Origin of the sequence: Bacillus sp. 220_BSPC, assembly GCF_001054655.1 — a bacterium.
Classification (GTDB): domain Bacteria; phylum Bacillota; class Bacilli; order Bacillales; family DSM-1321; genus Peribacillus; species Peribacillus frigoritolerans.
This window is the reverse complement of record NZ_JVPL01000125.1, coordinates 1-24,333: the sequence shown is the minus strand read 5'-3', so window position 1 is coordinate 24,333 and position 24,333 is coordinate 1. Positions and strand designations below refer to the sequence as shown.

At 38.6% G+C, this 24,333-nt stretch carries 16 protein-coding genes and 2 pseudogenes; 17 read left to right on the top strand and 1 reads right to left on the bottom strand.

Annotated features, from left to right (window positions below; genetic code table 11):
* The 13 genes and pseudogenes from ADA55_RS29830 to ADA55_RS08330 all read left to right on the top strand — a co-directional run.
* On the top strand, positions 1–606 hold a 606-nt coding region (locus ADA55_RS29830), incomplete at its 5' end, for a hypothetical protein (protein WP_048681913.1).
* Positions 607–1,105: 499 nt separating this feature from the next.
* Complete coding sequence (locus ADA55_RS08385) at positions 1,106–1,732, top strand: metal-dependent hydrolase (protein ID WP_048681909.1); 627 nt, start codon at positions 1,106–1,108, stop codon at positions 1,730–1,732.
* Positions 1,733–1,954: 222 nt separating this feature from the next.
* Complete coding sequence (locus ADA55_RS08380; protein WP_053087379.1) at positions 1,955–2,398, top strand: C40 family peptidase; 444 nt, start codon at positions 1,955–1,957, stop codon at positions 2,396–2,398.
* Positions 2,399–3,145: 747 nt separating this feature from the next.
* Entirely contained in the window at positions 3,146–5,275 is a 2,130-nt protein-coding gene (locus ADA55_RS08375; RefSeq protein WP_048681904.1) for an ATP-dependent Clp protease ATP-binding subunit, read from the top strand.
* A 388-nt stretch (positions 5,276–5,663) separates the two neighbouring features.
* Positions 5,664–7,550 (top strand): annotated as a pseudogene (gene pulA, locus ADA55_RS08370) (type I pullulanase); the annotation flags it as partial.
* A 178-nt stretch (positions 7,551–7,728) separates the two neighbouring features.
* Positions 7,729–10,692: a formate dehydrogenase subunit alpha gene (gene fdhF, locus ADA55_RS08365; RefSeq protein ID WP_048681901.1), complete on the top strand. Its 2,964-nt coding sequence runs from the start codon at positions 7,729–7,731 to the stop codon at positions 10,690–10,692.
* A pseudogene (locus ADA55_RS08360) lies at positions 10,685–11,206 on the top strand (DUF1641 domain-containing protein); the annotation flags it as partial. The gene fdhF and the pseudogene ADA55_RS08360, both read left to right, overlap by 8 nt.
* Positions 11,207–11,641: 435 nt before the next feature.
* Positions 11,642–13,129, top strand: a complete 1,488-nt coding sequence (locus tag ADA55_RS08355) for a spore germination protein (RefSeq protein WP_048681897.1) — start codon at positions 11,642–11,644, stop codon at positions 13,127–13,129.
* A 26-nt stretch (positions 13,130–13,155) separates the two neighbouring features.
* Positions 13,156–14,346, top strand: coding sequence for a Ger(x)C family spore germination protein (locus ADA55_RS08350; protein WP_048681893.1), 1,191 nt, complete (start codon positions 13,156–13,158; stop codon positions 14,344–14,346).
* 24 nt (positions 14,347–14,370) lie between these two features.
* A complete protein-coding gene (locus ADA55_RS08345; protein ID WP_048681926.1) occupies positions 14,371–15,474 on the top strand; it encodes a GerAB/ArcD/ProY family transporter in 1,104 nt (367 codons plus the stop codon).
* Between the two features lie 406 nt (positions 15,475–15,880).
* Complete coding sequence (locus tag ADA55_RS08340) at positions 15,881–16,384, top strand: PCYCGC motif-containing (lipo)protein (protein WP_181151576.1); 504 nt, start codon at positions 15,881–15,883, stop codon at positions 16,382–16,384.
* 182 nt (positions 16,385–16,566) lie between these two features.
* A complete protein-coding gene (gene uvsE / locus ADA55_RS08335; RefSeq protein WP_048681890.1) occupies positions 16,567–17,538 on the top strand; it encodes a UV DNA damage repair endonuclease UvsE in 972 nt (323 codons plus the stop codon).
* 757 nt (positions 17,539–18,295) lie between these two features.
* A complete protein-coding gene (locus ADA55_RS08330; protein ID WP_194719377.1) occupies positions 18,296–18,868 on the top strand; it encodes a site-specific integrase in 573 nt (190 codons plus the stop codon).
* Positions 18,869–19,464: 596 nt separating this feature from the next.
* Here the strand turns inward: ADA55_RS08330 and ADA55_RS08325 are convergent.
* Positions 19,465–20,175, bottom strand: coding sequence for a diphthine--ammonia ligase (locus ADA55_RS08325; protein WP_048681887.1), 711 nt, complete (start codon positions 20,173–20,175; stop codon positions 19,465–19,467).
* Between the two features lie 391 nt (positions 20,176–20,566).
* Between ADA55_RS08325 and ADA55_RS08320 the strand changes: the two genes are divergently transcribed.
* The 4 genes from ADA55_RS08320 (at position 20,567) to glaH (ending at position 24,111) form a co-directional block, all read left to right on the top strand.
* Positions 20,567–21,241: a GntR family transcriptional regulator gene (locus tag ADA55_RS08320; protein ID WP_048681884.1), complete on the top strand. Its 675-nt coding sequence runs from the start codon at positions 20,567–20,569 to the stop codon at positions 21,239–21,241.
* 14 nt (positions 21,242–21,255) lie between these two features.
* Positions 21,256–22,473, top strand: a complete 1,218-nt coding sequence (gene lhgO, locus ADA55_RS08315) for an L-2-hydroxyglutarate oxidase (RefSeq protein ID WP_048681881.1) — start codon at positions 21,256–21,258, stop codon at positions 22,471–22,473.
* Between the two features lie 29 nt (positions 22,474–22,502).
* The gene (locus tag ADA55_RS08310; RefSeq protein ID WP_048681877.1) at positions 22,503–22,844 is read left to right on the top strand and encodes a DUF3870 domain-containing protein; all 342 of its coding nucleotides are present in this window, start codon (positions 22,503–22,505) and stop codon (positions 22,842–22,844) included.
* A 328-nt stretch (positions 22,845–23,172) separates the two neighbouring features.
* Positions 23,173–24,111, top strand: a complete 939-nt coding sequence (glaH, locus tag ADA55_RS08305) for a glutarate dioxygenase GlaH (protein ID WP_048681874.1) — start codon at positions 23,173–23,175, stop codon at positions 24,109–24,111.
* Positions 24,112–24,333 lie beyond the last annotated feature (222 nt).

Sequence of the window (24,333 nt, the reverse complement as noted above, 5' to 3'; positions counted from 1 at the left end):
CTATTAGCCCCGATTGCTTTTTACCGTTTAAAACACTTTAAATTTTTTAATATCGAAATTGAAATTGAAAAACAAGATGCAGCCGTATATGAAGTATTCAGCATGAGCAGTTCAAAAATGAAATTTGCAGCCTATTTAACATCCGAGGAATTTCAATTGGAGATATCAGAGGAAATTGCCAACAGCAAAGACTTTAAAACACCCTTAATCTATACATTGGACTGTGCCGTGGATTTTTATTCCGATCAATTAGGTCTTTCCTTTACCTATGATATCTATACCCTGAACCAGTTCAAAAAAGCAAAGCTGCCTAAATCCATCAAAGCGATGCTTGATAAGTCCATTCAAACCGGCGATCCGTGCATTACGAATAAAAGCAATAGCGATAGTGAATATTACAAGAACTTTCTTATCCATTATTTCGAAAACATGGACGGGAAATTCGTCACCGTCTTAAATAGTTATCAAACTGAATTCGATACATTCGATAAATCACTGCTTATAATCCTGCAAAACGTCATATACGATTACTATTTACAATATAACTATATTTACGAAGCAAGTGAGAAGTTGGAAAAGAATGAAACCATTTCCCCTAATAATTAAAAAAACCACCCTACAAGTGGTTATTTTTTTTGGAAAGATGATTGTTAATTATATTTTGGACAATTACATTATTACCAATGAGCTCCGACGATTTATTTACATTCTGTTCCCGAAAATCCATGTTCTTTATTTTCTTGGACTTTTTCCCATTTTTAAAATTATTGAAGGCATTTAAAAAAGCTATCTGAATCACTCCCCTTATAGATTAGTATATTCATATTTTGGATAAAATTTCATGAAAAACCTCATTTTACTGAAAAATATTTTGCGTGATTTAAAGTAATGAAAATTACCTACACAAAGCTATTATAGACATTTATAAAAAGTGTTTTAAATGTACGAAAAGGTATTTTATTTGCTCTAATCACTGATTTCTATGGCTTTATTTATAAGAACTAGAGAAATTTTCCCCAAAATGTTGTATAGTTAGGTATGCAGAGATTCGAACAAACATTCGTTTCTTGAGCAGATTACTTCTTAGAGGGACAGGAGAGAGACAGTGAACGGGACAGCACACATGGCTATAGGGGCAACAGTTGGATTCTTGACGGCAAACACACTTCAAACAGATCCAACCACCACTTTATTTTTGGTGGGCATCGGGGGAGTTTCAGGGCTGATGCCCGATATGGATATTGATGGGAAGTTGAGTAATAGGATTACCTTTTCACATAAGTTTATCCGAACGATAGCACAAACGATTGGAATTTTAATGATCATTTATAGTCTTTTGGAAGGCTCTGAAACGGAAAAGTGGATCGGTGCAGGGGCAGGAATCGGAATCATCATTATTTCATCTTTCATTAGGCAAAGGCATATGCTGACTTTGACTGGATTAGCGGTATTAGGAGGCGGTTTATCTTTGCAGGAAAGCTGGTTGTGGCTGTTGGGAGTCTATATAATCTTGGCATCCTTTACACCACATAGAAGTTATACCCATTCGATTGCCGGTATCGCTTTCTTTGGCATCATTGCCTTTCAATTCGAAGCCTTTATGGGGATTGACGGAATTTTCGCCACTTGTTCATTAGGATACATAAGTCATTTAATTGCAGATTTGAAATGTTTACCTTTTAATAAACGTGGGGTAAAACTATTTCTTCCATTTTTCTCAAAAGAATTTTGACAGTGGTTTTTTACCGCTGATTTTTTATGAAGAAAAGATAGTTTTATTAAAGGTGCTTTTCAATATATTGAATGGACACTTGATTCGACTTATTTCTATGTTTTATATGGTCATTCTTCCTAAATCTACTAATTGTAACATATTCGTAAAGATCCTGTGATGCGAGTGATATAGCTTTTCTAGTATATTAGGTTTAGCAAATCACATCAGGGGGTAATTAATTTGTTTAAGAAAATTGTCGTCGGATTGTCATTGGCTATCACGCTTGTAACCGCATCCTTTGCCGGAAACCAAGTGGAAGCTGCTTCATATCATACAAAAGCGATTAAAGTGGCTAAAAGTGAACTAGGTACAAAATATAAAATGGGTGGCATTTCATCATCAGGTTTTGATTGTTCGGGTTTAGTGAAGTATTCCTATCAAAAGGCTGGCAAGAATTTACCAAGAACTGCTGCTGACATATATAAAAAAGGAAAGAAAGTTAAAAGCCTGCAAAAAGGGGACTTAATGTTCTTTGCACCAAATAAAGCGAAAACACCCACACATGTGGCCATATACATAGGAAACAATGAATTCATACACTCGTCATCATCAAAAGGAGTGTCATACGCTAAAACCAATAATAGTTATTGGAAGCCAAAGTATATCGGTGCGAAACGTATATAATAGAAGAAAATCAATTTTAATATAAAAAAGCTAAGAGACTTAATGAAGTCTCTTTCAAATTGTAGACAAAAGGGTTTCGGAAGGTTTCATTCCGAAACCTTTTTGATTTTTTATTGGAATTGAAGCAGCTTTGCGGAAAGGAAAGCATGGCATGGGTTGAACAACGAGGGGACTATCGATATCACCTCAAGTATTAATACTACTTAAAAACAAAAAAAGACTGTAGGCAAAAGTGTTCTATCTTAAAATTAAAACAAAGATCATTGGAACGGAAGGTGCGAGACTCCTGCGGGAAAAGCGCGTCAAGGGGAGACCCCACAGGTGCGAAGACGCCGAGGAGGCTCCCCAACCGCCCGCGGAAAGCGAGTACCTGGAGTGGAAATCCAACGTTTAAAAATTGTACTAACCTTAAAGAGACTTAATAAAGTCTTTTTTTTGTATTAAAAAATAAGAGTGAATGAGGCACATGGACAAGAGAATTGGCGTTTTGCTAATAGTTTAAGGTTATGGTGAGTCCTGAATTCGGTAATCGGTAGTATGAAGCATTCATGAAAGCTTTTTAGTTGACTGGATATGGATAGTTTAATATGCTAAGCAAACCAAATCGAAGGAATTCCTGTTTTTTTGCAAAAAAATTCCCAGACAAAATTATTGAAAGTCAAAGAAGGTCAATGTATAATAAAGTCAGAAAGTCAAAGAAGGTCAAAGATTTATTTTCAATTTAATTTTTTAAAGGAGGAGTACTACATGCTTTGTGAAAAATGCCATGTAAACCAAGCTAATATTCAAGTTCACCTAAATATGAATGGTCAGGAGCATGATGTGAAACTGTGCTCCACTTGTTATAAAGAAGAACGAAACAAACTTGGAGCTGCTATGGGCGGAATGGATATGGGGAAATTCCAATTTAACGGATCTCCAAATTCATTCAATCCATTTAATTATAATGGTGTACCAAAACCGGATTCAGCTGAACATGGCGAGGATGGAGGATTGCTTGAGGAGTATGGCCGCAATTTGACCGATGCTGCTAAAGCAGGACTTATTGATCCGGTTATCGGACGAAATGAAGAAATCAAACGCGTCATTGAAGTTCTAAACAGACGCAATAAAAATAATCCAGTTTTAATCGGTGAACCTGGTGTCGGTAAAACAGCCATTGCTGAAGGTCTTGCTTTAGCGATTGTTGAAGGTTCAGTGCCAGTTAAATTACGTAATAAGCTAGTATATATGCTTGATGTAGCGTCCCTTGTTTCCAATACTGGAATTAGAGGGCAATTCGAAGAAAGAATGAAGCAATTGATCAGCGAATTACAGGAAAGAAAAAATGTCATTTTATTCATCGATGAAATTCATCAACTTGTGGGAGCAGGTTCGGCCGAAGGATCAATGGATGCAGGAAATATCTTGAAGCCTGCACTTGCACGCGGCGAACTTCAGCTTGTCGGAGCAACTACTTTATCCGAATATAGGAAAATTGAAAAAGACGGTGCCCTTGAAAGACGTTTCCAGCCTGTACAGGTTAACGAACCTACAACTGCTGAGGCATTGGTCATCTTACGCGGTTTAAAAGAAAGTTATGAATCTTATCATGGTGTAACATATAGTGAGGAAGCCCTAAAAGCGGCTGTTGAACTTTCAAACCGTTACATTCAAGACCGATTCCTCCCTGACAAGGCAATAGACTTAATGGATGAAGCTGGTTCCAAATTGAACTTGACCATAGAAGACGGCCAGGTAGAAAACATGAAAGAACGACTGGTGCAAATTTATAAAGAAAAAGAAATGGCCTTAAAAGAAGAAGCATATGAAAAAGCTGCCGTTCTTCGTGATGAAGAAGAAAAACTGGAAAAGTCATTGCAAGCAGGGGAAGATGCAATTAAGCCAACCGTTACCGTTGAAGACATTCAAAATATCATTGAACAAAAGACCGGCATTCCTGTAGGTAAGCTCCAAGAAGATGAGCAAGAAAGAATGGTTCATCTCCAAGCGGAGCTGATGAAAAAAGTAATTGGGCAGGAAGAGGCTGTCAAAAAGGTATCCAAGGCCGTTCGAAGAAGTCGTGCCGGGTTAAAATCCAAAAATCGTCCTACCGGTTCTTTCCTTTTCGTCGGTCCGACAGGAGTCGGTAAAACCGAATTGGCGAAAACTCTTGCTGAGGAATTATTCGGGGACAAGGACGCTATGATTCGTCTTGACATGAGTGAATTCATGGAGAAACACAGTGTTTCTAAATTAATCGGTTCTCCTCCTGGATATGTAGGACATGAGGAAGCTGGACAATTGACGGAAAAAGTTCGCCGCAAGCCTTACAGTATCATCTTATTGGATGAAATCGAAAAGGCACATCCGGATGTCATGCATATGTTCCTGCAAATCATGGAAGATGGCCGCTTAACCGACAGTCAAGGCCGGACCGTTACTTTTAAAGATACCGTGATCATCATGACGAGTAATGCAGGAGTCGGTGAGAAACAAAAAGTAATGGGATTCGGTACAAGTTCAGCTGTGGAAGAGGCTTCAATCCTGCAATCTTTAGGCAGCTTCTTCAAACCGGAATTCTTGAACCGGTTCGATAGCATCATTGAATTCTCTGCATTGAAGAAAGAAGATCTTCTGCAAATTGTTGATATCATGATTCACGAGTTAGACGAAACACTTGCTGTAAATGGTTTATCTTTAGATGTGACCATTGAAGCGAAACAAAGGCTAATTGAACTCGGATATCACCCAACTTTCGGGGCGAGACCGCTCCGCCGTGTTCTTCAAGAACAGCTCGAAGATGGTATCACAGACTTTATCTTTGAGCAGCCTGAAGTTAAGAACTTCACTGCAATTGTTGAAGATAACTCAGTGAAAATTATTAAAACACCATAAAGAGTACTAGAAATGCCTCCAAGACCGTAAAACTGTTATGGAGGCATTTTTTTCTTTTTTTGGATTCACTTTTCATTAAACGATAAGTAAGGTCCAGCAAAATGACCTGCTGCTTTCGATTATTAAATATAGATTTCTGAATTTTCGCCATAATTTGCAGATCGGATGTTTTTATGTGTAATGCCTGTGGAATCATAACATTATGGAAGATTCGCTCATGATTATAAAAATGAATAATTCCTGTTCTAAAATGGGAATTTCAATGGAGGAATGACCTATTAAAGATTCACTTTCTTATTTTGAAGAGGAAAATAAAAATAATCAAAAACCTATGGATAATAAACCGGAAAATCAGTTGGAATCCCTGCCGATTGCTAATATTAATCCGGTAAACCCGTCAGAATTGGATGATTTATATTTCTATGAAGGCAAAGATTTAGGAAATTCCTATCTTAAAGATAAAACGGCATTCCGGTTATGGGCACCACTTGCATCTGAAGCCAGGCTAGTTACTTATAAACATTGGGATGATACAGATGGAATGGAAATTCAAATGGTTCGTTCCGAAAAGGGGACCTGGATCATTGAGCTGAACGGAAATCAGGATGGATTGATTTATACATATAAAGTGAAAGTGGGAGAAACCTGGAGTGAAGCCGTCGATCCCTATGTTCGCGCAGTTACTGTTAATGGTGATAAAGGGGTCGTGATAGATTTAACAGATACGAACCCAAAAAGGTGGACACGGGATAAACCACCTCTTGAAAAAGCTGAGGACATAGTCATTTATGAATTGCATACACGGGATTTATCGATTCATCCTGAAAGCGGAATCCACCATAAAGGTAAATTCTTAGGAGTAGTTGAAGCCGGAACCAAAGGTCCAGAAGGAGTGAAAACAGGTCTTGATCATATTAAAGATCTAGGTGTTACCCATGTTCAGTTTATCCCGATATTTGATTTTGCTACAGTCAATGAAAAGAAATTGAATGAACCACAATATAACTGGGGATATGATCCACAGAATTATAATGCTCCCGAAGGCTCTTATTCGTCTGATCCGTATCAACCAAAAGTCAGGATCCGGGAGTTAAAGGAAATGATTCAAGGTTTACATGACCACGGGTTACGAGTGATCATGGATGTTGTATATAATCACGTTTATTCTGTGGCGGACTCAAACTTCCATAAACTCGTTCCCACTTACTTTTTCCGCTATAACGCCGACGGCACCTTATCTAATGGAACTGGTGTAGGAAATGATACTGCTTCCGAACGTAAAATGATGCGGAAATTCATCGTAGAATCCGTAACCTATTGGGCAAAGGAATTTAACCTTGATGGTTTCCGTTTCGATTTAATGGGTATTCACGATGTGGAAACGATGAATGTAGTGAAAAAGGCACTGGCAGAAATTGATCCGACCCTCATTGTTTTAGGCGAAGGCTGGGATATGGATACCCCCTTGGCCCAAGAGCTGAAAGCAAATCAAAAGAATGCTTTTAAAATGCCTGGAATCGCTCACTTTAATGATGCGATCCGTGATGGTTTAAAAGGGTTTGTCATGAATGAACATGATAAGGGATTCGTCAATGGCAAACCAGGAATGGAAGATATTATAAAAAAAGGCATCGCTGGTGGTTTGAAATATGATGAAGATATCGCAACATATCAACGACCAGATCAAGTGATCAATTATGTTGAAGCACATGATAATTATACTTTATGGGATAAGCTGCTCATCACTAATCCAGATGCTACGGAAGAAAAACGGAAACAGATGCATAAGTTAGCTTCGGCAATTGTCTTACTGTCACAGGGGATTCCAATGATACATGCTGGACAAGAGTTCATGCGCACGAAGGATGGAGATGAAAATAGCTATCAATCTTCTGATTGGATTAACAGGTTGGATTGGAAAAGGAGAGCGGAGTTAGATCGGGAAGTGGAGTATATGAAAGGGCTGATTTCTCTCAGGAAAAATCATTCTGTTTTTAGGTTAAGCACACCCGAAGAAATTGAGGAGCAATTACAATTCATTGATGCCCCGCCAAATGCGGTTGCATTCACCTTACAACATCAAGATTATAAAATGGCAGTGATTCATAATGCAAATTGGGACGCGATAACCGTCACTCTTCCGCACGAAGGTAATTGGTCCGTTTTAGTGGATGGTCAGCATGCGGGCCTGGAAGAAATCGGTAGGATTAAAGGGAGTCAGATAACCGTTGCCCCTTTAAGTTCGTTTGTATTGAAAGCAAACTCTAATCAATGATGCTAAAGTCGAAGTGAGTGAATACTATGTCTCACTTCGGCTTTAGTTTATTTTCTAATATGAAATTGGTCAAATGAAGACTTCCATTATTCACTTTCACAAGTTTGAGAAAATTTGTGCGAGGGTAGAAAATACCAAATGATGAATTTTATCGTTTTTTAAGAGGGGAGCGATTATTTTGCCAGAGAAAGTGCATATAAAAATCAATGGTGCTGAGACCAGTCTGGAAGGTAATCAAACAATATTACAAATGCTGACGGATAGCTCCATTGAAGTCCCGAATGTTTGTTACCACCCTAGCCTAGGTCCTATCGAAACATGTGATACATGTTTAGTGAGCGTTAATGGAGAACTAGTTAGATCTTGTTCCACCAAGATCAAAGATGGGGATGTAATCGATACAGTTGGACCAGAGGTAAAAGAAGCACAGGTCATGGCGATGGACAGGATATTATATAACCATGAGCTTTATTGTACGGTTTGCGATTATAATAATGGCACTTGTGAAATACACAATACCGTAAAGGAAATGAAGGTAAATCATCAAAGTGTTCCTTTTGATCAAAAACCCTATGAAGTAGATCGGACGAATCCATTCTATCGATATGACCCGGATCAATGCATCCTTTGCGGCCGTTGTGTTGAAGCTTGTCAAGATGTACAGGTCACTGAAACATTGACTATTGATTGGGAAGCAAAACGTCCGCGTGTCATTTGGGATGACAATGTTCCGATCAATGAATCTTCATGTGTGTCATGTGGGCACTGTTCCACCGTTTGTCCGTGTAATGCAATGATGGAAAAAGGAATGGAGGGTGAAGCTGGATTTTTAACTGGCATCGCTAAACAAACTCTTCGACCTATGATAGAAATTACGAAAAATGTTGAAACGGGTTATGGCTCGATTTTAGCGATTTCAGATATGGAATCCGCCATGAGGGATGCAAGGATCAAGAAGACGAAAACGGTTTGTACATACTGTGGTGTAGGATGCAGCTTTGACGTTTGGACCAAAGACCGTAAAATCCTTAAGATCGAACCGCAAGTGGAGGCACCTGCAAATGGAATTTCAACTTGCGTTAAAGGGAAATTCGGATGGGATTTCGTGAATAGTGAAGAAAGACTAACAAAACCTTTAATTAGAGAAGGGGATGCGTTCAGAGAGGCTGAATGGGAAGAAGCCCTTGAATTGATTTCCTTTAAATTCACCGACATCAAGGATTCTTACGGTCCTGATTCGATGGCCTTCATAACGTCTTCCAAATGCACCAATGAAGAGTCCTATTTAATGCAAAAGCTGGCTAGGGGAATCATCGGCACCAATAATGTGGATAACTGTTCCAGGTATTGTCAGACACCGGCTACTTTGGGACTATTCAGGACGGTTGGATATGGTGGAGATACAGGGGGCATAAAGGATATCGAAAAGTCCGAACTTGTATTGATCATTGGCTCCAATACATCCGAATCACATCCCGTGTTGGCTACAAGAATTAAACGTTCCCATAAACTGGGGAAACAGAAGCTGATAGTCGCAGACATCAGAAAGCATGAAATGGCTGACCGGTCCGACCTCTTCATCCAGCCTGCTCCGGGATCGGATATGATATGGCTTTCGGCCGTCACTAAATATATCGTCGATAAAGGTTGGACAGATAGAGACTTCATTAAAAATCGTGTAAATGGGATGGAGGAATATATCAAGACTTTAGAACCCTACACAATGGAATATGCAGAAAAAGTAACAGGCGTATCTAAGGAAGATTTAATTACGTTGGCAAAAGCCATTCATGAAGCGGGAAGCGTTGCAGCACTTTGGGCAATGGGCGTTACCCAGCATGGCGGAGGAAGTGATACGAGTACTGCAATTTCCAATTTATTGCTCATAACGGGCAACTATGGTAAACCTGGAACAGGCACTTACCCTTTACGCGGACATAATAATGTACAAGGAGCCAGTGATTTTGGCAGTATGCCGGATCGCTTGCCAGGTTATGAAAAAGTAACGGACGAAAAGGTACGTGCGAAATATGAAAACATCTGGGGTGCAAAAATACCCGAAAACCCTGGCCTTAATAATCATGAAATGGTCGAAGGGATTCATTCAGGTACCATTAAAGCCATGTACTTAAAAGGTGAAGATATGGGGCTGGTCGATTCGAATATCAATCATGTCCATGAAGCATTTGAAAAACTGGACTTCTTTGTGGTACAAGATATCTTCTTATCAAGAACGGCTGAATTCGCCGATGTTGTCCTTCCAGCAAGCCCAAGCTTTGAAAAAGAAGGTACTTTCACGAATACCGAACGCCGTATACAACGTCTGTATCAAGTCTTTGAACCTCTTGGCGACTCAAAGCCTGATTGGCAAATCATAATGAATGTGGCGAATTCGTTAGGAGCGGACTGGAATTATGGGCATCCAAGTGACATCATGGATGAAGCAGCTAAACTATCACCATTATATGCTGGAGTAAATTACGAACGCTTGGAAGGTTATAAAAGTCTTCAATGGCCAGTTGCATCAGATGGTAAAGATACTCCATTGTTATTCACGGAAGCTTTTCCGTTTCCCGATGGAAAAGCGAGGTTATTTCCAGTCGAATGGACCAAACCGATTGACTTTGGGGATGAGTTTGATATCCATGTGAATAATGGCCGCTTATTGGAACATTTCCATGAAGGAAACATGACATATAAATCAAAAGGCATCAGTTCCAAAACGCCAAAAGTCTTCCTTGAAGTATCCCGGGAATTGGCAAAAGATAGAGGGCTTGAGGATGGCACCCTTGTTCGGCTCACTTCACCGTATGGACATGCAAAAGTGGAATGTCTAATTACGGATCGTGTAAAAGGTAAAGAAGTTTATCTTCCGATGAATGATTCAGGTGACGGGGCCATCAACCAATTGACAAGCAGCCATTCAGATAAAGATACTGATACTCCCGCCTATAAGGAAGTTCAAGCAAAAATGGAAGTTCTTAGGGTCAAAGGAGACAATCCATTGCCGAGCATCAACCATCGTAATGGGAATCCTCAACCGCAAATGGGTGTACAAGTACAAAAAAAATGGGCCCGCGAAGATTATATATTCCCTGGTGACCTCTTGAAGATCAAAAAGGAGGAGAGGAACCGTGGCTAAAGCGACAAAAGTGATCAATCGAATCAGCATTAGTGATGAAGAAAGAAGAAGGATCGAATTAGAGGATATCGAGCGTACCCTATTGGAAAATAAAGAAGTGATTAAAGAAACGTTTGAAGTCATGAAGGGCATGCAGGATCGTGGGATATTATTGATGGTTAACAGCTTGTTGAAGGAAGGGGATAAAGTGCTGAACATTCTTGTCAATACAGCGGACACCCCAGAAACGGCAAATACGCTGAAAAATCTGCTTCTCATACTTGGCACATTAGGAACACTTAATGTTCAGCAGCTTGAACCGCTAATCCTGAAAATCAACTCAGGGATTGCCCGTGTAGCTGAAGCTGATAAAACGCCAGAAAAGCCAAGCTATTTAGCGTTACTGCGTTCCTTGAATGACCAAGAAGTCAAACAAGCCATGACCTTCCTGATGACCTTCATTAAAGGAATGGGAGGAGATACAAGCGATTTAGAAAGAACGACCCAATTACCGGAGAATCAGCATTTGCATAAAACGAATGAAACAGCGGAAATAGAACGGCCCACCTCCAGAAAATCATACGGATCAAGTATTCCCAGTAAAAGCGGAAGCGATAAAAAACGAAAGAACAGCTGGTTTTGGATTGCAGCAGGAGTTTCACTCGTAACCATTCCGCTAACCTTATCTAAAAGTAGGAAATAAAGTGCATTGCTCGTTTATCCTATTGAAACGGACGTAGAATCGTCTGCGAAATTGACTTTGACTTGAGTGATGGTGAAAATTACCACCAGAATAAAAAAGCCGATGTTTCCTTATAAGGAAACATCGGCTTTTTTCATTGAACCTGCTATCAAAATTTTTCTCGACATCCTTTTATTACATATATTTATATGAGATACAAATAATAAAAGCAATCATTAGGGAAACGAACACACACACACACACACTTAATTAGTAAGGGGCGGAAAAGTGAGAATAGGACGTTCTTTTAAAAGAGCTAAAGAAAAACCTACAACCGATGGCACCTTATTATGTGAGGTGAGTGAAAATGTAAAGAGATTAATGAACGAGCTCGGGCATAGTTCAGATTTGTCCGTTCGAATGATTGAATCACCACACGATAAATCGGTACAGGCAGCTGTAATCCACCTTGACGGATTGGCTGATGGTAACATCATTAATGAAAGCATCGTGGATCCATTAATACAGTGGTTTAAAGAAAATAATCAAACATTGACAGAGATGGAGGAACGGGCAAGCCATATTTTAACGGTATCTCAAGTAACCGTTAAAGAAAGTTGGCAGGAATTCCTATCAGCGGTTTTGACAGGAGATACGGTTGTATTATTGAATGGCAGTACAAAAGCATTCATCGCCAGTACGAAAAGTCAGCCATCCCGTGCCATAACCGAGCCGACAAGCCAAACGGTCATTAGAGGACCAAAAGATAGTTTTACTGAAAATTTAAGAACCAATACGTCTTTAATTCGAGCTCGGGTTCAAAATCCTGATGTACGCTTAGAAAGCTTGAAAGTCGGAAGTGTCACACAAACGGATATTGGAATCATGTACATTCAGGGAATCGCGGATGAGAGTATTGTGGAGGAAGTCAAAGAACGAGTAAAGGGCATAGATATTGATGGGGTTCTTGAATCGAATTACATTGAGGAATTGATCCGGGATGATTCAGCGACGATTTTCCCCCTTCTTTTGAATACGGAACGTCCTGATGCGGTAGTTGGGAATTTGTTGGAAGGCCGAGTCGCCATCATTATCCAAGGAACTCCTTTTGTTTTAATCGTCCCGGCGATTTTTTCTCAGTTTTTTCAATCTCCGGAGGACTATTATCAAAATCAATATATCAGTTCTTTTTTAAGGATGTTAAGATTCGGAGCCTTTTTTCTTTCGATGTATGCATCCGCTATCTATTTGGCCCTGATTACTCATCACCAAGGGCTTATCCCAACAACTTTACTCGTCAGTCTAATGGGCCAAAGGGAAAATGTCCCTTTTCCAGCGATTGTCGAAATACTGGTTATGGAAATGGCCTTTGAGATTTTACGTGAGGCAGGAATTCGGATGCCAAGAGCGATCGGGCCGGCTGTATCCATAGTAGGAGCACTCATTTTAGGTCAGGCAGCTGTTGAAGCGGGATTTGTGGGAGCCGCAGTGGTCATCATTGTAGCCATATCTGCAATCAGCAGTTTTACACTGCCAAATACCAGTCTAGTCAATGTGACTCGTGGAATTCGATTTATGTTGATTTTTATTTCAGCATTCATCGGCTTATATGGCATATTGCTTTTCACTCTATGTATCTGGCTTCATATGAGCAGCCTGAGGTCTTTTGGTGTACCCTATTTTGCCCCATTTGCTCCATTTCGTTTAAAGGAGCAAAGAGATGTTTTTTTTCGTTTCCCGCTACCATCACTATTGAAAAAATCATCAAGAAAATAAAACTGGCTAATTACGGGGGAAGAAAAATGAAAATGAATATTTCACTAGTATGGATGGCAGCCATTTGCTTACTGATTTCAGGTTGTTCTAATTACAGGGAATTAAACGAGCTAGGTGTCATAATAGCGATGGGAGTTGACCAAAATGACGATCCAAAACAACCTTACCGAGTAACATATCAAGTCATAAGTCCTAGCGGCCTATCCCAAACCAGCACATCAGGAGGTCAAAGCCTCGCTGTCATCAACTATACGATAACAGGAAAAACAATTTTGGAAACTCTTGGAAAATCAGCTTCAGTTATTCCGAGGGAAAATAACACAACACATCTCTCGCTTATTATTATTGGTGAGAAGTTAGCTCGAAATAATCTTGATTTAATCTTTGATGGTCTCGATAGAGGTAAATATTCACGAGGAAGTATCCCGATCTTTATTGCGCGAGGGAAGACTGCTAAGGATGTACTTGGGGTAATTGAACCACTTGAAACTACTCCAGGTAAAAATATTATCAGTACAACACAAAATAATCAAAAGTTGTATGGATCATCTAGTGAGGTGTTAGCTTATGAAATCATTTCTTCACTTTTGAGTGAAGGTAAAGATGCATCACTTCCGGGAATCAGTATAAGCAATGATTCCCAGAAGGCAAAGCAAACAGAAAATTTAGAGACGACGAACCCGACTACTATTAAGGTTAAGGGATTAGCTATTTTCAGAAAAGGAAAATTGGTGAGATGGTTGGATGGAGAAACGGCCCGAGCCGCTCAATTCGTTACATCGAAAGTGAAAAATACCCCCGTTGTGTTACCTTGTGAAAGAGGCAATGTGACAATCAACACAATCGGTGTAAAAAGTAAAATGTTAACCGCAATCCATCATGAAAAACCTGTCATACATACTGATATCAACGTGATGGGAGAACTGTTGGAAACATCATGTGAGATTAATTTAAGCGATCCCAGAGTGTTGAAAAAATTCGAAAAAAAAATGGAAAATGTATTAAAAAAGCAAATTAAAAGGACAATTAGCATCACTCAAAAAGAAAAGTCAGATATTTTTGGATTTGGTGATGCCCTGTCTCGAACAAATCCCGTTTATTGGCGCCAAAACAAAAAAAATTGGGATAACCTATATTCAGATGCGCAGGTATCATTGAAAGTTCATGTAGACATTATCAATTCCGGATTGCGAATGGAACCTTATGAGTCGAAATAATTGAATGAGGAGGTGAAGGAGGCATTGCCTAAAATAAAAATTGATGGATTTCAGTTATTTTGCATGATGGTCATTTTTATGTTTGGTAGTAATTTACTGCTTGATATAGGAAAAAGCGCCAAGCAGGACGTCTGGATTGTGAATCTCTTATCAACTCTTTTTGGGTGTTTACTGTATTTCGTGTATACTTCATTATTTAAAAAATATCCTGACTTACCGATGACCGGCTATCTCCGAAAAATTTGGGGTAAATATATCGGTGGTGCATTCAGTTTTTGTTATATCATCTATTTTATTTATCTGGCTTCAAGAGTGTTACGAGATTTTGAAGAATTATTAATTAGCTCTACTTATAGGCGTACTTCCATAATTACGCTGGGGATATGCATGATACTTGTTTTAATATATGGAGTTCACCTAGGGGTGGAAGCATTTGCACGTGTTGCATGCTTATGCTTTGCCATTATTATCATAAGCCTTTTGATTCTGAACATTATGTTTGTATTGGGAGGATATACAAGATTGGAGAATCTTCAGCCTGTATTGGGCAACGGATGGGGATTGGTATGGAAAGAGTTGATTCCTACAGGTATCACTGTACCTTTTGGAGAATTGATTACGTTTACGATGATCCTTCCGTATTTGAATAAAAAGAGTTCTGCCGTTAAAGTGGGCCTTTTTGCGATAATTATAGGTGGGGTTTCATTAACTCTTAATTCGATCATTCTCTTGTCTGTATTAGGTCCCGAGGCGGTTTTAAGGTCTAATTTCCCAGCTCTTACAGCCGTGAGTTATATTAATATTGCTGATTTTATTGAAAGACTGGATACCTTTATTCTTGTTTTAATGATCATTTTAGGCTTCATTAAAATTTCGATTTTCTTCTTTTGTGCCATTATTGGCGCAGCGGACTTATTTCAAATGAAACCTTCTCTTATGTTCATTTATCTTGTTGGCGGTGTTATTTTCATCTCTTCGATTATGATTGCTCCTAGTTATCAGGCACATATAAATGAAGGGTTAAAAGTCGTCCCTTACCTTTTGCATCTACCTTTGCTCATTGGAATTCCCATTCTTTTATTGCTTACCGCATATATAAAACAAAAATTAAAACCGGCAGTATCATGAAGATGGAGGCTGCCGGTTTTTAAAAGCCGAGAATATGATCAAATATATAAAAATTATAGTAAATAACAAGAGCAGAAAGTAATCTTCTCCACGAGCTACTATCAAATATTGTTTGATACTATAGAAAGAGTGCAATAAACTCAAGCCCTGTAATTTATCAAGGAGCATAATAAGTAAATATGTGCCAAACAAAATTAACAATGATGGCAGCATTCTCACGACAAGATCACCTCGTTCTTTCTTCTTAAAGTGTGATTTATACTCTATAAATATGCACGAAGTCGTACCGGAAAGTCATTAATAGTATACTTGTCCATTTTATTTCTTATAATAAGGAAACTTATACTTGTAGAAACAGCTTGCGTGCCATAAAATGGGAGTATAAAAATGGTCAAGGAGTGTAAAAATGAAGCTGAAATTAATGACGGTCACTATGGGAATCTGTTTTTCGATAATGTTTTCAGGTTGTTCAAGTGAAGAGGAAAGTGTTGTACAAAAAGAAAGCGGACATGAAGGCCATTCAGAGCATACGGTATCCGGAGATCTTCAGGAGGAGACCAGCAGTAAGGAAATAGCACCGGATTTCTTAGCCGAAAAACCAGAGGATATGAAGACAATCTATTTAGCTGTTGCTCAAAATAAAGATTTACTAGAAAAAATACCTTGTTACTGCGGTTGCGGAGAGTCAGCTAACCATAAAAATAATTATGATTGTTTTATCCATGAGAATAAAAAAAATGGTGAAGTGGTTTGGGATGACCACGGGACAAGATGCGGAGTTTGCTTGGAAATTGCTGCGCAATCCATATTGGACTTGAATGACGGCATGAGCGTCAAAGAGATCCGGAATAAAGTCGATGAAAAATATAAAAGTGGGTATGCTAAACCAACTCCTACCCCTGAAGTGTAAGTGAAAAAAAGTATGAAATTCTAGACTGAAAAGATAACTTGGAAAAATGGCTTTGGCCCGATATTCTTTCGGAAAAAGGCCATTTTTTTAATTTCTTGGAGCGGTGGATTTTTCACATATATATTATTGGTCAAAAAGGGGAATACTTCCATTAAACATTCAACCGTAAAGGAGCTATCACCTTGACATTAATCCGCCTTGGTTATGTAGCCATGAGTAATCATGTGCCAAACTGTTCACCATCCCAAACGATGACTTTTGCTCAGTTTTCGAAGATTAAGGACAGAGATGCAGCGATAAGGAAGCTCGAACGCCTTTCAATATCCAATCTTCATAATTGCTGGCGTTTATTGATTCATAACGAAGCCAATAATATTCAGTTCTTTAGGCTTTCTTCAAAACTTATCCCTTTAGCCAATCATCCGGAAATTCCAGAATGGGATTACATAGATCCCATTTCAGAAGAACTGGCTAAATTAAAAACATTCATAAATAATCACCCAAAAATAAGGATAGATTTTCACCCAGATCATTTTGTCATCTTGAATAGTTCAAATATCGAGATTCTGAAAACATCCTTAAAAACATTAAGGATGCATTATACTTTATTAAAAAAAATGGGAGTGGATCCTGAACACCGCTGTGTCTTGCATGTTGGCGGGGGGTATGGCGAGCATGTACAGGCATTAGAGCAGTTTATCCATAATTGGGGTTTGATTCCGGAATCGATTCAAAGAATGGTCATTCTTGAAAATGATGATACTACCTTTACTTTGTCGGAAACCCTTTACTTATGTGAGAAATTGGGAATACCGATGGTTTTTGATTATCACCATCACCTCGCACATCATTTACCAAGTGAAGATTGGAAAGATCATTGGGACCGAATATTGAATACCTGGAGTAATTCCGAACTACCTCCTAAAATGCATATTTCAAGTCCAAGGTCCGATAAAGAATTTCGAGCACATGCTGACTTTGTGGATACTGCTATGTTCATGGAATTTTTGCAACAAATAAAGGGAAGCTTACCACATCTCGATTGCATGATTGAAGCAAAACAAAAAGATGGAGCGCTTTTCCAGTTGATGGATGAGCTGAAAAGTCACAAAGACATAGAAATCATTGATGATGCCAGTTTTTATATTCATTAATGGATTGGGGGATATTTGACAAAGGGAAGTAAATTGAATTCTCTTTATCAAATATCAATTGTTTACATAACATTATTATCGTTAATAAATAGGTGCTATTCCTGTATTCGAATTCCGTTATCAATGAAAAATTGTTTAGAAAGAGCGAGGGGTTAAAAAGTCATAAAAGTTATTGCAAAACTTCTTCATTAACAATCTGGTTAGCAGGGGGAAAAGGCTCCTTTTTTATAATTGGGAATACGATAGTTGTTCTGTTGTCTGTTTGAGCAGCTTTCATATTCCTTTGACTGCCCCCTCTCCAAGGTTCATTTATTTTTACAGAATATATTGTAATCAAAGCCGAATATTCTATAGCAAGGTGAAATCGGCGGCTTTTTTAATATCGAAAGCAGACTATGTTGGAAATTAGAAAAATAGTTATTTTTTAATATTTTATAGACAAAATATAATAAAAACCCCAAAAAACGAGCTCCATATTTGGCTTTTAAAGCTATTGTTTTAATTCTTTGGAGTCATAAGTCAAGAACCGATTAAAAGCGCTCTATGAAGCTATAAGACGGTGAAAGGAGGGTAGTAGATTATTAGCTCTTTTTGGGACGATTTTATAAGAATATTCCGAATGTAACAAAGGATCTCTATTGATACATTCGAAATCCCGTTAAATCAAGGTTTATAAGCGTATCAAAATTTATAAAACTTGCCTTTTTTTAAGCTGTTCACGTACAATGAAAGAAGGAGAAAGGGGAATGAGCCGTTCATGCAAGCAACCTCTCAAAGAATTAAAAATGTCCAGCCGATACGCAGGTTGGATCACATAGAAAAGATGAAAAAATCACTATTAAAATATTGCAGCTACAGGGATTATATGATGTTTTCGATCGGGATAAACATAGGGTTACGTATAGGCGACCTTTTACAATTGCGAGTGAAAGACATCCTTGAGGGTACGCATATAGTCATCGTGGAGCAAAAAACAGATAAAATTAAGCGGTTTCTTGTCAATCCTCAACTTCGTAAGGAAGTTAGGAAGTATGTCCGGAAATCGAACCTGAAAAATGAACAGTATTTATTTCCAAGTCGAAAAGGTAATGGTCCAATCACTAGGGTGCAGGCCTATCGGGTTCTGAACAAAGCGGCTGAAATGGCAGACATTCCGGATGTCGGTACACATACCCTCCGAAAAACCTTCGGCTATTTGCATTACCAAAAATTCAAGGATATCGCTTTACTGCAACAAATCCTTAATCATTCCAATCCAAAAGATACGATGATTTACATAGGACTCACACAGGATTTAATGGACGAAACATTAATGGATTTCTATTATTAACTGAACGGGACAAAGACAACTCCTGTATTTTTCATTCTTTTTATATGGATAACACAGTCCTTTAGAAGAGCGTTATTATAGAGAAACATTATTTCGTTATATTTCTTAATGGATAGATAAAACCGGCATCATTGGTGCGGAGAGAAAGGGCTTTCGGAAGGGGAAACGCTCCTTTTACTAGGAAAATCACCTTCACTGAGGATTTTAAAAAAATAAGAGTTTTGGTCGGGCAAATGTTTTAAATCAACCGAATGACTTTTCAAAAAAGACTAGAATATATATAGTCTTTTCTTTGATATCACCTCTACTGATTTTTATAAAGAATCGCTCAATTTCTTATCAATATAGTATATTAGAAATATTTTTTCTTTTAAAAATCTGTTGTTCTCCGGTTTAACAAATAATAAATCAGAAAGTTATCAGTAATGAATGGTTGCTGCAAAATGAAGTAACTATAATATTATTATGTTAACTAAAATGATATTATCCTACTGTTAATGGACTCATCAGATAAACTGCACCTCAATCGTTAAAGAACATCACATAATTGGGGTGCAGTATGGAGTGGTTGCCAGGAATATTGGTAATAAGTTCGGTTATAAGGTACTCTTATTCATTATATGATCTAGCTCCAAAGGTAAAAAAGCATACTCCCCGTCCTTAATAATCTCACATGTACGAACTGGAATAGGCTGTTTAAAAATAGGCCCATCTATTACTGTAGTATGAAACTCTCCACCTTCTCCGCAGGGGTCAATGCCTCGAGCTTCAAGTTCCTTCACGTATTCATGGGTTAACGTTCGTCCTAAATCATCCTCTCGCATCCCCAATGATAAATTAACGGTTACAATCATCGTAACGAATCCTAGATTCATGAACTCTTCGACAGCTTCACGATGGTTCATTTCCCATAAAGGCATTCCAAGCTTCAATCCGGCATTCTTCGTAACCTTATCATGCCAACAGCCATGGGCAGGCATATCCAGGTCTCCAGTTACCAACACTTCTGCTCCTAGATTCTTTGCATCTTCTAAAAGGCGCATAAATACCTTTTCATAATCAGTCCAACTGGCAGCCGCAGTATATACAGGCAAACCTATTGATTCAGCTTGGGCTTTTATGAGTTCCGGAGGCATTCCATGGGATCTGGAACGTTTTCCTTCCTCCTCCAGCATGACAATCAGCCCTACAGCTTCTCCAAGCTTCAATGCTTTATATAAGGCTAAGACACTATCCTTTCCTCCGCTAAAAGATGCTATGAATTTATGCCCGTGAGCATTATTTTTCCAATCGATTAATTCTGCCATGCAATTTTCCCCTTTATTCTAATGACTTTTACCAATTTCATATTTTGTATTTCATAACTATATTTGTTTGATTTTAACACGGTTGGAGCCTGCAGATAAGATATTAATGTATCTTGATACAAAAAGACTTGATTTAAATGGAATTTCATCCAAAAAAAACTTCTCTATACTGAACTGAACAATATAAGATGATTATTTTAAATCACTAGTGTATAGCTACATATAAATGAATGCCATAAATTATCTTTATATGAGAGAAGTAGATGTTTACCTAGGAATGTATCCAGTGTTTTTTTAATTGGATACAATTTTTTTAATTTTCTGTATTGTAATCGCTTTATTAAGTTGATATAGTTTTAATTGTATCCAATATCGAAAGGTGGACGCTGGATTGGATAATGCTAATTCTAAAAGAGATAAATCTACAATCGTAAAAAATGTAACGAAAAGTCTTAGGAAGGCGATTTTGAATGGGACGTTGAAAAAGGGGGAGCGACTCATCCAAGAGGAGTGGGCAGATCGCCTGGAAGTAAGCAGAATGCCCATTCGTGAAGCCCTTACACAACTTCAAATGGAGGGGTTGGTGGAAATGGTTCCTCATAAAGGAGCAATCGTCACACCGATTACCCGGGATGATATTGAAGAAATTTATCATACCAGGTCTTTGCTTGAAGGCCTTGCTGTAGAAAAGTCGCTTCCTTTTTTAACAAAGGAGGATAAAGAAAAATTAAAGGGAATTTTGATTGAAATGGAAGGGATTCAGTTATCTGATGAAACGAATGAACATTATATCCTTTTGAATGCGGCTTTTCATGAAACCCTCCGAAAAGGGTGCCCATGGCCAAGAGTTCAAAAAATGGTAGAAACGTTGGGGATCTCACCCATTGCGCCGAATTTGCTGATTGATTATTACCCAGAAACGCAACGGGAACACCGGATGATATATGAGGCGGCACTAAGAGGGGATCCTGCAGAACTAAGGGCAGCAGTAGAATTTCACATCTTACGGACTAAGAACAATTTAATTACGTATATGGAGTTGCTGAATACTAAAAATCATCAATAAAAGGAGTGTTAATTGTGTATGATTTCGCAATTGTTGGCGGGGGAATTGTAGGTTTATCGACGGGAATGGCCCTTTATCAGCGGTTTCCTAATGCTAAAGTGGTAGTCATTGAAAAAGAGGCTGTTGTTGCAGATCATCAAACGGGGCATAACAGCGGCGTAATCCATTCAGGAATTTATTATAAACCAGGCAGTTTCAAAGCACGGTTTGCCCGTCAAGGAAGCAAATCAATGACGGAATTCTGCAGGATGCATGGAATTGATCATGATATTTGCGGCAAGGTCATTGTTGCAACAAAACCAGAAGAGTTGCCCCTTCTAGATGATTTATTTTCACGCGGTTTACAAAATGAGCTAGCTATCCAAAGAATCGGAGTGGAAGAGTTAAAGGAAATTGAACCGCATGTTAATGGACTTGGAGCGATTCGCGTCCCGCAAGCTGGCATCGTCAATTATCGTCAGGTAAGTGAAAAGATGGCGGATATCATCCGAGGCAACGGCGGTGAAATCAAGCTGAATACAAAGGTGGAGAAGATTGACGAGGATTTAGATGAAGTCAACATCGACACGAGCAACGGTACAATAAAGGCAAGGGTCGTCATTAATTGCGCAGGATTGCACAGTGACCGTATCGCAGCAGCAGCGGGGTATAAAACTGATATGAAAATTGTCCCGTTTCGCGGTGAGTATTTTAAATTGAAGCCTGAAAAGCGCTTCCTAGTCAATCATTTAATTTATCCGGTACCTAATCCGAAATTCCCATTTCTGGGAGTTCATTTTACGCGGATGATTAGCGGGGAAGTGGATGCCGGTCCAAATGCTGTACTTAGTTTCAAACGGGAAGGTTATAAGAAAACCGATTTCAATGCGAAAGATTTAACTGAAGTTTTAAGCTATAAAGGTTTTTGGAAGCTGGCTAGTAAATTCATGAAGGAAGGGATGGATGAATATGTCCGTTCTTTTAGTAAAAAGCAATTTACGAAAAGCCTGCAGGAATTAATTCCGGAAATTCAAGAAGATGATTTAATCCCTGCACCTGCTGGAGTCCGGGCACAGGCATTACAGGATGATGGTAATATGGTGGATGATTTTCATATTATAATGGGAAAACGGACCATTCATGTTTGTAATGCACCGTCGCCTGCAGCAACAGCATCAATTGAAATTGGAAAAGAGGTTGTTAACCGCATTCCGGAACAATCACACTTATTGGAAGCTGCAATGACAAATTAAAATTCGTTAAAGAGAGAGGAAGAAGCCTCATGTTCAATGGTAAAACTATTTTCATTGCAGGTCATGCACGTTTACCTCAAGGGATGGCAGCGAAAAGTGTCTTTGAAACATTGACGATCACTGCAGAAGTCGATACTAAATATGGGGTTGTCCTGGAAGCTTCCTGTACATTGGCAACAGAGCATGGCCGGGAATTCATTGGGCGTTTATTAAAAGGGATCAGTTTAAATGATGGTGTTGATGACGCGATAGAATCGATTACTTCTTATTATCGGGGGAAAGCGGCTAATGCATTGATTGCTGCATTAAAGGACCTGGATCTCCATTTTCAGCAAATTAAAGCAGGAGAAAAAACGAAACTACCAAGTTAGTAATATAATATATCAGAATAATATGTTAAAAGTGTTGACATTTTTACGGAAAAACGTTTTAATGTAATTAAGCCAATATTATGACATTAACACCTTTTGGAAAATACCTTTTCAGAATCGTGTAAAGATCTTAATGATTGGAAACAGGAAAAATAAATCATACATAAACTGCATATTCGCTGTGACTCTATTTGCATAGAGCAGTGAAGTGAATATAAGCCAGTTGTACAGTTGGATTCCCATTTTATTTGGGGATCATGTGCGACTGGCTTTTTATATTTCCTGTTAACTTTGTCACCTATATTACAAATAACAGGAGGAATCATTCATGAACATTGCAGAAAAAAAGAGAGCGAAGTTTGAGAGGAAAACAGAAAAATACGAGGTGAAAGTTCACCCTCAATCCAGCCGTTTATATCATATTGAAATTTCAAAAGAGGCGATTGCTGCTTTTTTAGAAACGGTATCCAAGGATAATCAGTCTGTTCAACATCTGGAATATACGCCATATGCACGACTCATCATTGCTTCATATCTTTTGGATCAAGTAGGGGAAGACTTTGGTGAATTGCTTCGTAACATCGTTCATGATCGGGAATCCGGCGGCTTCACCCTTGGCTTGGAGGGTGTCACGGAGAATACAGATGAATATGTCATTTTTGCAACGGCCATTTCATACTTGCTGGGAACTCCAAACCATGATTCCATGTCAGGTAAATATTATGCCCGCTTCAGTGTTCAAGACACGGATAGCAGTGATTCATATTTACGTCAGGCTTATCGTTTATTTACACTTCATACGGATGGCACCTTTGTAGATGAACCAACGGACTGGTTACTAATGATGAAGATGATCGAACAAAATGCACGCGGTGGCGAATCACGTTTATTGCATTTAGACGATTGGAAAGAGCTTGATATGTATCTGAATCACCCATTATCCAGCCACAAATTTACGTATAAAGCTCCAAAAAGTAAGAACGTTGACCAGGAAATTGAAAGATTGACCTTCTTCAATCATAATAACAAACCTGGTGTATGTTTTATCGATCAATTTGTTTATCCTGAATCAATCGAACAAGCCAAATACTTGCGCGATTTATCCAATTCATTAGAAAGTGATGAAAGTGTACTTGAACTTGAACTTCCTGTTGGAGATTTAGTTGTTGTCAACAACATATTCTGGCTTCACGGCCGCGCTGCATTTGAAAAGGATTCGAACCTGAATCGTGAATTACTTCGCCAACGCGGAAGGTTCAATCAATAGTTTCATTTTGTAAACCCAAATGTTTTTTTCATCCCCAAATACCATTTTTAAGATAAATTCTTTTCAACCCAAGGGTTGGAAAGCAATTTATCTTTTTTTTAAAAGGTTCAGATAAGGATTAAAGTTGTTAATGGAAGAGAAAAAAAGAGGACATTAAACTGAAGTGAACCCCAAAAGTTAGACACTTTATTTACTTAGGCAGCCTTGAGGGCATGAACCCGG

Coding starts and splice junctions, on each gene's coding strand:
- ADA55_RS08375 (WP_048681904.1), top strand. CDS start 3,146: ATGCTTTGTGAAAAATGCCATGTAAACCAAGCTAATATTCAAGTTCAC.
- ADA55_RS08350 (WP_048681893.1), top strand. CDS start 13,156: ATGAAAATGAATATTTCACTAGTATGGATGGCAGCCATTTGCTTACTG.
- ADA55_RS08340 (WP_181151576.1), top strand. CDS start 15,881: ATGAAGCTGAAATTAATGACGGTCACTATGGGAATCTGTTTTTCGATA.
- ADA55_RS08330 (WP_194719377.1), top strand. CDS start 18,296: ATGCAAGCAACCTCTCAAAGAATTAAAAATGTCCAGCCGATACGCAGG.
- ADA55_RS08325 (WP_048681887.1), bottom strand. CDS start 20,175: ATGGCAGAATTAATCGATTGGAAAAATAATGCTCACGGGCATAAATTC.
- ADA55_RS08310 (WP_048681877.1), top strand. CDS start 22,503: ATGTTCAATGGTAAAACTATTTTCATTGCAGGTCATGCACGTTTACCT.
- glaH (WP_048681874.1), top strand. CDS start 23,173: ATGAACATTGCAGAAAAAAAGAGAGCGAAGTTTGAGAGGAAAACAGAA.